The organism is Metabacillus sediminilitoris (assembly GCF_009720625.1).
In the GTDB taxonomy this organism is placed as follows: domain Bacteria; phylum Bacillota; class Bacilli; order Bacillales; family Bacillaceae; genus Metabacillus; species Metabacillus sediminilitoris.
Genome location: NZ_CP046266.1, coordinates 1,881,589 through 1,893,415, shown reverse-complemented (window position 1 = coordinate 1,893,415; position 11,827 = coordinate 1,881,589). Strand labels below are relative to the sequence as shown.

Below are 11,827 nucleotides of genomic sequence, written 5' to 3'. Positions count from 1 at the left end.
TGATTAAACTTAACATTTAAGTATAGTTTATAATACCGCACCTTATAATTCATTATTAAAAATGTGAATTTTTCGTTTATTATTTGTACGTTTTAACTAAATTTGAGGATAACTAGTTACATATACGGCATATTTAGTTACACACAAAAAAGCCAAGCACTATTTAGCAAAGTGCTTGGCTTTTCGCCTTCCCGCTCTCTAATTATGCATTTGAGTAAACAGCTAAGACTGGATTACGAAAGGTATTTAAAACCATCCTTGGCTTTTGGGCTTTCGCCTTACTCATTCAACTTAAGAATTAGCACCTAAGACAGGATTACGCAGAGCTTTAAAACCATTAATCCGACATTCTACTACATCACCATTTCGAATGACGACCGAACCGGGAGTGCCCGTCATTATGACATCACCAGGGTATAATGTCATAATCTGCGAAAAAAATGAGACGATATACCACGGTTGATACATCATATTCGCTACGACATTACGATGAGAAACTTCTCCATTTAGAACGGTTTCGACGTAAATCATTTTTACATCCTCGTATTCATCCGCTGTGATGAGATATGGGCCGAAGCTGAAAAATGTATCAAAACTTTTTGAACGTTGCATAAAACGTGGATTTTTCGCATGAATATCCTTTGCCGTCATGTCTAATGACGTCGTAAAGCCAGCGACAAATGATGGTGCCGCCATTTCCTCGACATTTTTACATGTTTTCCCTATGATAATAGCAAGCTCTGCTTCTGCTGTTACTTCATTTGATTGAGCAGGCAGCTTAATCGCTTCCTCTGGTCCTATTAAACTCGTATCTGGCTTCATAAAAATGACAGGTTCCTCTTCAGGAGGCTGCCCAGACAACTCAATTGCCTTTGCCATATAATTCATGCCAACACCCCAAATTTTACGAGGCTGCCGATAGAGCGGACCAAATTGTCCTTCTTCAGCAAGAAAACTTGGGAAGTGATGCAATTTATTTCGCCCCTCATTTTTATACCAGTTAACCATATCTGACAGTTGGTCATTTTGTAAAAGTCCAAAAAGGTCAGTTGACCAATTTTTATCTTCATATTCGTTTATCTGCTGGACGAGAATGACTCGATCATCCGAAACCACCGCAGCCATTTCTTTTCCTTCTTTTATTACCGTTGCTAACTTCATCTCTACTCTCCTTCCATTTATCGTCTAGTTTTGTTCAAAAAATCGTTCACCCAATGTAATAGCTTCCGATCATTGTTACGATTTGCGATGAATGATAATCCAATAGGTAGTCCATTCACTTCCACAGGTACCGTCACTTGAGGTAAACCAGCTAAACCGGCAATACAAGTCAATTGCATCACCTTTGCCCGATACTGCTCTGCTTTTTCCCCGTGCAGGTTTCGTAAGGGTGCAGGTCCTGGAGCCGTTGGTATGACTAACAGTCCTTCTTCCCCTAAAAGATTTGACATTGATCGAGAGATTTTTTCCCTTAATTGAAAATGAGCTGCACTTTCACTCTTTTTCAATGTACTCGTCCACTGAAATCTTTCTGCAATCCCCGGTCCGAATATCGGGTTTTCGTTTTGTATCCAATCCCCATGTTCATTCCAAATCTCAAGCCCTTGAATGGTACGGAATGTATTGGCCCACTCTGCTAATCCTTCTTCTGCAACTTGAAGCCATTCACATCGATTCGCTTTTCTCTCCAACTTTGGAAGAAAAGCGAATAACTCTTCCTTGTAGTCTTGGTCTACTAACGCCCATGCATCCTCACCTAAGTAAATATGACGAAAGCTGTCATTGGTACTTTGTCCATCAATAAGAAGATCGCCAATTTCCATTAATTGTTTCGGATCTCTTGTCATCCATCCAACTGTATCAAAGCTTTTAGCTAACGGAATCACACCTTCAATTGATACCACACCATGTGTTGGCCGAAATCCGTAAATCCCACAATATGATGAAGGAATACGAACCGAACCACCAGTATCTGTTCCTAAAGCAAAATCGACTAAACCAGCGGAAACCGCTACAGCCGAACCACTTGAAGACCCTCCTGGAATCCGTTCAGGGTCCTTCGGATTTACTGGTGTACCATAATGAAAATTCTCTCCGTTTAGGCTATACATGAGTTCATCTGTATGTACCGTTCCCTGTAGTTTTGCTCCTTGCTCAAGGAGAGCAGTGATGACCGGTGCATGTTGATCTGCCGGTCCATGTGTCCGGTACCAATCAGGGTTCCCTGCCGTATTTGTATAACCTTGAATGGCAAAGACATCTTTTACCGTAAAACTCAATTTGTTTAGTCGACCTGTCTCATTAGGTTCAAGTACTATATTCTTATCTACAAATGCATTCCATTTATCAATCATTGCCATTACCTCCCGTAAAAAGTGAGACTTCTATCAGTGAGATTCTTTATCTCCCCTTCAAGCACTTTCATCTCTTTCTTTCATGTATATATTTTTGTCTTCATTTCTTTGTTTTTTTGATGATAAACGATAAGGAACATTTTCTAAAATTAATGAAAATAAAATCCCCAGTAACAGTCCGTTGCTCAGTAATGGCCTTACGATCGATGGAATGGAATCGAAATAAGACGAGGGAAATGTCATAAAAATGATCCCAACGAATAACGGAACTGATAAGCGATAAATATTAGCTGTCGTTAAATCAACTTTGGCAAAGTATTGCAGTGAGGATTGTAATAGACGTAAATAGGCAACAAGTAAAACAGCACTCCCAACACTTAACGGCAGTTTCGCCATAAAATGACTAATCGCTGGGATGATTCCCATTACCATAAACATTCCACCACCAAGTATAAATGGAAGCCTCTCCAAAATTTTCGTTTGATTAAGAAAACCAATTGACGACACATACGGAGCATAAGGTACCATCCCAAATAATCCAGCGATGATGGTAAATAGCCCGCTTATGGTAAAAGAAAGTCGATATTGTTTTTTTGTCGTCATGCTTTTATAAATTTCCTCAGTCCCTTTAAGTGCACCAAATGTATTGGAGATGTTAATAAGTCCAGCGATGACCACCGTTAGAATAATCCCCAGGTCAAAGCTCGGTGTTCCTAGAGGGAACAGTCCCATGTCCATTTTTCCAGTTACATCGATGCCTTCCGTTTCAAACAACAGCACATACAGGAACCACCCTACGATAATCCCGATTAATAACGAATATTTACTGATTGCAGGTGAAGCTTTCATGCTTACCATTATGACAAAAACAGCAACAAAACTAGATAGAAAAAAAACTGGAATATCGATTTGTGACGTCCCTGTTTGTGCTCCAAACGGAATTCCAAGCATCCCTTGGAGAAAAATCGCATTTAATTTACAGCCTAATAAAAACATAAAGACAGCCATCACACCGTTGTTAAACAGTTTTGAAAGAAATTCTGAAAGCCCGCTTAATCCAATGATGATGGTCATCACACCAGACATGATGATTCCGACAGCAAGATTGCCTCCTAATTCTGTTAAGGTCATCCCTTGGGAAGGTGCTGCATAGCACAAACTTAAAATAACTGCCCACCACAACCCTGATTGCCCTTCCATCACCGAGCGTTTATGTCCTAATAAAGCTTGTAAAATACATGCTAAACCTGTAAATAGAAAGGAAAATTGAAGCAGCGAGATCATTTTTCCTTGAGGAAGGTGGAAGGCAGCCCCTACAGTAATCGGAATGACAACTGTATTTGTGAACAGAAAAAAGAGCCACTGTAACCCAGCAAACCAATGATCTAATTTAAAAAGCCTTGTCATACATTCACCTTCTATATATTTCCCGAATCTTGAGATGGGGTTTTAATGCCCCTAAGATGTGGGAATATTTGAAAAAAAGAGTGAAGATCAAACCCTCACTCTACCAATTCAATATAATCGTGTGTAACATCTTTCCATCTAGTTCATGACTAAATTTGTTGTTTCATATATGTTCAGTGCAGCTTGTAACGCTTGCCCTGTTTTTACTTGTGCTTTGTGACGAATTAATACAGCTTCAAGTGCCGCTAATACAAATAAGATATTTTCTTTGCGGCAGCTGTAGCCCATCGTCCCTATTCTCCAAATTTTCCCATGTAGCGGTCCGAACGAACTTGCAATCTCAATCCCGAACTGTTGAAGTAACATTGTTCTTACTGATTCTCCATCGACACCCTCTGGAATTTTTATACATGTTACCATCGGTAGTTTCCATGAGACATCATTAAATAATTCTAGCCCCATCGCCTTAATTCCTTCTACTAGGGCTTCTTCATGGAAACGATGTCTTTCAAATCTTTCTTTTAGTCCTTCTTGTAACACAATGCGGACTCCTTCTCGTAATGCATAAAGCATGGATGTTGCTTCAGTATGATGATTTAATCTTCTCGGTCCCCAATAATCTTGGAGCTGGCTTAAGTCAAAATAATTGCTGCGGATAGGCTCTCTCACATCTATTCGATCTGATTCGGTGGATATCCCTCTTTCTACTTTTTTCCTAGCATTAACAACTTTTTCGATCCGGTCATTATACGTAATCGGAGCCATACCAGAAGGGACTGATAAACATTTTTGTGTCCCGCCAATGACGGCATCTAATTTCCATTCATCGACCTTCACTTCTGTCCCGCCAATCGTTGCAACGGCATCAACGATACATAATACGTCCCGTTCACGGCATGCAGGTCCAATCCGATCTAATGGCTGCATACAACCTGTTGATGTTTCACCATGTACAATCGCAAGTACTTTCGGCTTAATTCTTTCCATTTCTGCGATGATCACGTCTTGGTCGAATACTTCACCCCACTCACATTCGATGTTATGAATCTCCGCTCCGTTTCGCTCTGCAATTTCTGTTAACAAATGACCGAATCTCCCATAAATCGGAATTAACACTTTATCTCCCGGCTTAATGACACTCGTTAGCACCGCTTCAATTCCTGCTCTAGATGTACCATCAATCGGAAATGCCCACTGATTTTTTGTTTGAAATACTTGACGAAGCATCTCCATCGTTTCATTCATCATATTCGTAAATGCCGGATCAAACTGTCCTAGTATTGGTGTGCTCATCGCACGTAACACTCTTGGATCGACTTCAACAGGACCTGGAGTCATAATTGTTCGTAATGGTGAATTCATTTCTTGAAATGCATTCATGCTGTTTGCCTCCTTAATAAGCTAATGTATATAAAATCTTGATTAATAGTTGAATGCCTTTTTCTAAATCTTCTGTTCTCGTAAACTCATTTGGAGAATGACTAATTCCTTTATGGCTTGGGACAAATAATAACGATGTCGGACAAAATGACCCGAAAATTTGTGAATCATGCCCTGCCCCACTCGTCATTTTCTTAAAAGGAATTTGCTCTTTTGTTAAGATTGATTCTGAAATTTCACTCAAGCTTTCAGACATTTTTACTGGTTTTTCATTCATCCAATTATGAATCGTTACTTGTGTTTGATGTTTGTTTGATATGGATACAAATTGTGCAAAAACGTCATGACAGAATTCATCAAGAACATGTTCTTCACTATGGCGAATATCAATACTAAACGTTGTCTTTCCAGGAATGACATTTGATAGATTTGGCTCCGTGAAGATTTGCCCAACCGTCGCAACTAATTCTGGAGACGTTTCTTTTGCTTTCTGTATAAGATGTTGAATAAGTTCAGCTGCCGTGTACATGGCGTCTTTCCGCCAAGCCATAGGTGTTGTGCCTGCATGATTGCTTTCACCGATCACTGTGACATTGTATCTTCTCTGTCCTACGATATGACTCACAATACCGATTGATTTTTGTTCTCGTTCTAACACTTCGCCTTGTTCGATGTGTAATTCAATAAAACAATCAAGATCATTCCGTTTAGGATCTCGATAGTTTCCTTTCCCGAACCCTGCTTCTTGCATCGCCTCTATAAAGGGTATACCTTGTGCATCAGTCAGTCCTTGAACATCTTCCAACGATTTAACACCTGTCATACTGCCTGAACCCCAGTATGTCATTGGAAAACGACTTCCCTCTTCCTCACATAAAGAGACAACTTCGATATTCTTTTTCGGTAGCCCGTAATGTTCCTTTAAAAATTGTAAAGCAATGATACCAGCTATCACGCCATACGCTCCATCATATTTACCTCCATCTATAACCGTATCAATATGTGAGCCTGTTAATATAGTAGTGGCATTTTCTTCAATAGCTGATAGTCTTCCAAATAAATTTCCAACATCATCATAATAGACTTGAAGACCGCACTCTTCCATCCGTTTTTCAAGAGCAAGTTGTGCCGATTGCCAATTTTTAGTATACAACGTGCGTGTGACTCCGTTTTTTTTGCTTCTACCGTATGAAGCTAACCACTCTACCATTTCTTCGATTTGTGCCAATAAGCCAAGTGATCTCTTTTCACTTAAAATCAACCTAATCCCCCCTCTATTTTTTTCTTATGATTATCCACCCGATCATGGTATATTTTTTTACATGATAAGTAATATAAACAATTGTAAAATAAAAAATAATGAAAATCATTCACATAAATGTAGAACATTTTCCTATTTTTTTGTTTAAACTATCTAAAAATCAGATTATTATAAAAGTAAACCGTTAGTTATCCTAACAAAGGGAGATGGAGAGAAAATGAAATTAAGTGATTTACTAGATCTTCCCGTATTTAAAGGAGCAACCTTAGCCGCAGGAAAACAGGGGATTGAACGTGAAGTCAATACAGTCAATATGATGGATGCACCAGATATTATTCATTTTTTAAAGAAAAATGATTTACTTATTACGACTGCGTTTCATTTTAAAGATGATTTTGATTCCTTATTAACACTAATCAAAGAAATGGAGAAACAAGGTTGTTCAGCCTTAGGAATTAAAACAAAGCGATTTTTAGCGGAAATACCGGAAGCGGCTATTACGCTTGCAAACGAACTACATTTTCCCCTAATTGAACTTCCTGTTCATATTTCGTTAGGGGATATTGTCAGTCAATCCTTGAGTTATATTCTTGATGTCCGTACAAATGAACTGCATCAGGCTATGCAAACACACCAGCATTTTACAAATTATGTGATAGGCGGACAAGGAATTGATAAGATTGTTGAAAGTTTATCCTCTCTTATCGAATTTCCTGTTGTCTTGTTAAATTACCATTTACGTCCCGTTCAAAAACAGATGAAGACCATCTCTCATTTAGAGAACCTAGAAAAAATGCTTATAAATGGGTATTCTTTTCATTTCCCAAAAGCAACAATGTCCAGCTTCTCCATGGTAAATGAGACGCAGGAGACGGTTACACTTTTCCCCGTGTACACACACAATGAACAGTCTAGCTATCTTGCTGTCTTAGGGTTTATTCCTCCATCCGACCGCTCTACCATTTTAACTGTTGAACAAGCGTCAAATGTCCTTGCCTTTGAACTGATGAAAGAAAATGCGTTAAAGCAACATTCAAGACGTATTCAAAATGAGTTTTTCACAAACTTTATTAATGGGAGATTTTCTACAAATGAAGAAGTCATTAGCCGTGGAAGAGAATTTGGCTTAGAAAACGAACAAAGGTATATATGTGCAGTTGGTGATATTATTGATGAAGAGAAAACAATTTCATTTATGCAAAGTCAGTCTGTAAATGAACTTATTTACGAAACGATTGAATCTGAAATCCAGTCCTTTCATCAAACCGTTCATTTATTTACAATTGACCAGTCCTATATTCTTCTAATGGAACTAGAAGGTGCTTGGAAACAGATAGAACATTCTTTTCTTTCGTTGTTAACAAAAATTCAAGCAAAGATTCATACCCACTTTCGTGCGATCCTTTCATTTGGGATTAGCAACTACTCCGAACAGCTTAAGCAAGTTCCTATTTCCTACAAGGAAGCAAAAGACGCCCTTTACTATGGAAATATGTTAGGGAAAAAACAATTTATTGAAATTTATCAACCAAAGGAAGTCCCTGAAATCTTACGTATGGTTCCTTACGACCAATTAAAAAAGTTTTATACAGATACGTTTCAAGCATTTGCTAACGAACCAAAAAAAGACCATCAAGACCTGCTCCATACATTATCAGTCTATCTAGAAACACATTGTCAAATCTCCGAAACAGCAAAACGGTTATATGTACACCGTAATACCGTTATTTATCGTTTAGAAAAGTGTGAAGAAATAATAGGTAGAAGTATTAAAGAACCAGATGAAACTCTTCGGTTACGTATTGCCTTTCGAATAAAAGCCTTACTTCAAGGAAATAACTAAATTTATAGAATAATAGAAAACGATGTGCAAACTCCTTTTCGCTAGTCGCTTGAAGAGTTTTATTATTACTATGAGATTAAGTTATTTTAAAGAATTCATTAAAATTGTTAGGAAAATTTTCTATTTCTAGTAAAATAAGAGATGAGATAATTTTCAAAATGTTTTAATAGGAAGGGGAACATGATGGAGATGAAAGAGAATACTAGGGGAAAAACAGCATTGATAGGTTGGAGCCTAAAGGCTATTGAAGCGATTGACAAGATGGATCGTCCGTATGTGGTTGTTGGTCCGCCTGAATTTCAGGATCATGCTGACGAAAATGGGATTCTGTTTATTCCATGGAAATTTGATCGTTCCATCAAAGAAGTGGATGAACTCTACGAAAAATTGAAGGAACATCATGCTAAAATTACTGTACCTATCTATGAAGAAACCGTTGAATGGGCTGGGGCTTTGAATGCAAAGCTTTTGAATAATCCGCGTCTTTTTAATAAATCAATGTTATTGAGAGACAAAGGCTTGATGAAGCGCAAAGCACAAATGGCCGGCATCAAGGTCGGAGTGTTTGAGGAAGCTCAGAATAAGCAAGATATTTATCGTTTCTTAAGAAGAGTAAATGAGGCTTTATTGAAGATGGATGGAGATATCAATGACCCTATTCATGTAAAACCATTTGATAAAGCAGGTACTGTCGGCCACCGTATGATCAGGAATCCACAGGAAATTGAAGAAATTGATGATTCCGAATTTCCGCTTCTGATGGAAAGCCATTTGGATGGTCAGGAATTCTCATGTGAGGCCTTTATACATAATGGTAAGGTTAAGTTTCTCAATATCACCGAATATGTCAAGCTTGGACACTCTAACTTTGTGCCAGCCTCCCCTTCCCTTGAAGAATGGAGACCGCAAATCAAGGCACTCATTGAAAAGCTTGTGGATGCTTTTGAAATTGAATATGGCATCATTCACCCAGAATTTTTCATTACACCTGATGGAACATTGAACTTCGGAGAGGTTGCTGCCCGGGTTCCAGGCGGTCATATTTTTGAGCATATTGAAAATGTATATGGCTTTAGCCCGTTTCAAGGCCAAATCCTTTGCAGTGATCCTGATACAACCGAAGAAGAGCTTGCCGCCTTTTTCCCTGAAGAAGTGGTGTCTGCAAAAGGGTATTCGGGCAATTTAATGGTCTACCCCAAAGTGAAAATCATTGAAAGCGTGGATATCCCTGAAGGGCTCAAAAATCATCCATATTATGTGCGGGATGATATGTTTATCCCTGCCACTTCAAAAATGAAAGTGGCTGAACGAGTAGGATACGGAAACCATTACGGAACCATTTTCTTCTTTGGTGAAGACAGCACGGTTATGAGGTCTCTTTTGGAAGATTATTTGCATCATGATTTTTATCGGTAAACGATGATTCGTCTTACATAGAAGAAAAGATCAGGTACACATCCATAAATCCTCTGTTTGACTAGACCGTGGTTAGGGAGTGTTACCTCGTCTCGCTATCTGACCGAATGATAAATAAAAGAAGAGGATAATCAATTTCTTAGGAAATAATTGATTATCCTTTTTTCTATGCCATATTACCGTTGTCAAGTTCCCCCTTCTATACAATTACACACGCCCTATGCTCTGTGCCCCATAACTTAATTACAATATAAAAAAACGAAGAAAAACTCTTCGTTTTTATGCTTATTATTAGCGAGAAGTATAACCTGCATCTGCATGAATTGTTGTGCCTGTCACATAAGAGGATGCATCAGAAGCCAACCAAAGACTCGCTTGCGCTATTTCTCGCGGCTGTCCGAAACGGTTTAGTAAACTTAGCTGCGGGGCATATTCTTCTTCTGTGAAGCCGAATTGCTCTAGGGCACCTCGAAGCATCGGTGTATCAATAGCACCTGGGGCAACCGAGTTGACACGAATGTTAAGTGGACCATTTTCCATTGCAGCCACTTTTGTCATACCAACAACACCATGCTTTGCTGCAACGTAAGCAATATTATTTGGCTGTGGACGGAATCCACTAACAGATGAAATGTTAATAATAGACCCACCTTGTCCTTGTTTTTGCAATTGCTGTAATTCATATTTCATACAAAGTGCAGTACCCGTTAAATCAACAGAGATTAGGCGATTCCAGTACGCTTCATCAAATTCAGCTGCTGGTTTATCATCTGGTGTTAAAGCAGCATTGTTTACTGCTACATCTAATTTACCAAATGTATCAACTGTGAATCTAACCATATTTTGAACTTCTTCAGATTTTGAAATATCTACTTTTACAAAAGCAGCTTCTCCACCGTTTTCATTAATAGCATCTGTCACTGCACGTCCTTTTTCTTCATTAAAATCGGCTATGACAACTTATGCTTTTGCTTCTGCGAATAACTTGGCTGTTTCCTCGCCCATACCCATTGCTGCACCAGTAACGATTGCTACTTTTCCTTCTAATACTGGGAAAGTCATCTGAAAACCTCCTGAAAAATTGCGATTTTTTACGATATACATCTTCGATCATCAGTGTTTGTTAAAGTGTTTATTACTATTCAATTTGAATAAAAATGGGTTGAGTTATGACTCCAAGTTATATTTTCAACAAAAATCAACGAAGTTTTTTAACAGTACCAATGATTTTAAGTTTCTACCCTTCTTTAACGATCATCAAACCGTCATCGCGCACAAGCATAATGATCTTTATCTCGATCATGTTTCGACCCCTATGCAGGATGATCGAATGCTCCAATATTAGGCTTTATCTAAAACTCATTTGATGTACTTGGTGGTTTTTTTGCGGGGGTTGCTTGTTCTTGTTTACTTTCATCACTTGCCGATTGCTTTGGGTCAAGATCTCAATTTGTTGTTCCATTTTATCCATATGCCCATAATCCAGCATCTTATCTCTTCCTTTTAAAAAGAGAAAAGTTCAAAAATAATAGTAAATAGAATATCCAAATTGAAATTTAATTTAGACGGGAGATTATCACATGTAAAGCATTTTAGATGTGTTTTACGGGGAAAACCAAGTAGAGAAGGATAAATAAAAGAGAGCTGAATTTCAGCTCAAAAATTAGTAAGCTGGCTCTCCAGTTTCACTTTCAGTTTCTAATCCCATTCCCCTTAGAAGCTGCTGGGTATACGCCAAACTTTGCTCTGTTTGCTGCTGCCATCTGATAACATTATCCATAAATCCTTTAAATTCTCTTGGAGCATTTTCCCTCATAACCCTTAACCATTTAGTTATTTCCTTGTCTTGCTTTAACCCATTATTAACACATGCAACAAGAGCTTTAATAATGGATTCATGAGATTCACCACTCTGCAATCGTTTTGCACAGCCTAATGCTGTAACCCTGTGATAGGAAGCTGGAACAAGATGAATATGCATTTCTGTATTTCCTTTTAGATTTTTAGTGGCAGGAATATGAAATAATTGCGTCGTCATTGAACAAACCATTTGTTCGCCGTTCATACTGTTGTTTAAATACTCCAATACAGAAGACCAGTCTTGCCGATAGTAATAATAACCGTACAATACATTCACCTACTTATAAAAATTCTATACCATTCTAT

Annotated in this window: 9 protein-coding genes; 2 read left to right on the top strand and 7 right to left on the bottom strand. The window is 38.3% G+C overall.

Annotated elements, in window-relative coordinates:
• Window positions 1–291: 291 nt before the first annotated feature.
• The 5 genes from GMB29_RS09125 to allC all read right to left on the bottom strand — a co-directional run bounded on the left by GMB29_RS09125 (window position 292) and on the right by allC (window position 6,399).
• Complete coding sequence (locus GMB29_RS09125; protein WP_136351539.1) at window positions 292–1,161, bottom strand: fumarylacetoacetate hydrolase family protein; 870 nt, start codon at window positions 1,159–1,161, stop codon at window positions 292–294.
• A 17-nt stretch (window positions 1,162–1,178) separates the two neighbouring features.
• The gene (locus GMB29_RS09120) at window positions 1,179–2,354 is read right to left on the bottom strand and encodes an amidase (protein WP_136351541.1); all 1,176 of its coding nucleotides are present in this window, start codon (window positions 2,352–2,354) and stop codon (window positions 1,179–1,181) included.
• 57 nt (window positions 2,355–2,411) lie between these two features.
• Window positions 2,412–3,761: a uracil/xanthine transporter gene (locus tag GMB29_RS09115; RefSeq protein WP_136351543.1), complete on the bottom strand. Its 1,350-nt coding sequence runs from the start codon at window positions 3,759–3,761 to the stop codon at window positions 2,412–2,414.
• Window positions 3,762–3,899: 138 nt separating this feature from the next.
• Window positions 3,900–5,141, bottom strand: a complete 1,242-nt coding sequence (locus GMB29_RS09110; protein WP_136351545.1) for a pyridoxal-phosphate-dependent aminotransferase family protein — start codon at window positions 5,139–5,141, stop codon at window positions 3,900–3,902.
• Window positions 5,142–5,154: 13 nt separating this feature from the next.
• Complete coding sequence (allC, locus tag GMB29_RS09105; protein ID WP_406600340.1) at window positions 5,155–6,399, bottom strand: allantoate deiminase; 1,245 nt, start codon at window positions 6,397–6,399, stop codon at window positions 5,155–5,157.
• Window positions 6,400–6,619: 220 nt separating this feature from the next.
• Between allC and GMB29_RS09100 the strand changes: the two genes are divergently transcribed.
• Together GMB29_RS09100 and GMB29_RS09095 are read left to right on the top strand one after the other, a co-directional pair.
• Complete coding sequence (locus GMB29_RS09100; RefSeq protein ID WP_136351547.1) at window positions 6,620–8,245, top strand: PucR family transcriptional regulator; 1,626 nt, start codon at window positions 6,620–6,622, stop codon at window positions 8,243–8,245.
• 180 nt (window positions 8,246–8,425) lie between these two features.
• On the top strand, window positions 8,426–9,661 hold the full coding sequence (locus GMB29_RS09095; protein WP_136351549.1) for an ATP-grasp domain-containing protein: 1,236 nt from the start codon (window positions 8,426–8,428) through the stop codon (window positions 9,659–9,661).
• A 291-nt stretch (window positions 9,662–9,952) separates the two neighbouring features.
• On the opposite strand, the gene GMB29_RS09090 is transcribed toward GMB29_RS09095, so the two are convergent.
• A complete protein-coding gene (locus tag GMB29_RS09090; protein WP_227551722.1) occupies window positions 9,953–10,615 on the bottom strand; it encodes an SDR family NAD(P)-dependent oxidoreductase in 663 nt (220 codons plus the stop codon).
• Window positions 10,616–11,324: 709 nt separating this feature from the next.
• Complete coding sequence (locus tag GMB29_RS09085) at window positions 11,325–11,789, bottom strand: hypothetical protein (protein WP_168733770.1); 465 nt, start codon at window positions 11,787–11,789, stop codon at window positions 11,325–11,327.
• Between the last annotated feature and the right edge of the window lie 38 nt (window positions 11,790–11,827).